The organism is Photorhabdus sp. RM71S (genome assembly GCF_042879355.1).
GTDB classification, from domain to species: domain Bacteria; phylum Pseudomonadota; class Gammaproteobacteria; order Enterobacterales; family Enterobacteriaceae; genus Photorhabdus; species Photorhabdus kayaii.
On the sequence record NZ_JBHFKV010000301.1, the window covers coordinates 1 to 226 of the forward strand.

Annotated in this window: 1 protein-coding gene; it reads left to right on the plus strand. The window is 56.2% G+C overall.

Annotation, left to right across the window (positions count from 1 at the left end; genetic code table 11):
* A partial coding sequence (locus ACGF5R_RS24985; RefSeq protein ID WP_387693344.1) for an Ig-like domain-containing protein occupies window positions 1-226 on the plus strand: 226 nt, incomplete at both ends.

The window sequence follows — 226 nt, forward strand, 5'->3', positions numbered from 1 at the left end:
AAGACAAGAAGCGCTACAACAACGGCACTGACAGTTATACCTTCACGGCGACGGTGAAGGATGGGCACGGCAATCTGGTGGTGGGTCAACCTATCGACATTGACTGGCAGACAGATCCAAAGGCTGACGGGTTAACCCTGACGAAACAGAGCAATCCGGTGAGTAACGCGCAGGGGCAGGTCACGGCGACCTTAACCAGCACGGCGGCGGTGAAGAATGTGCAGGT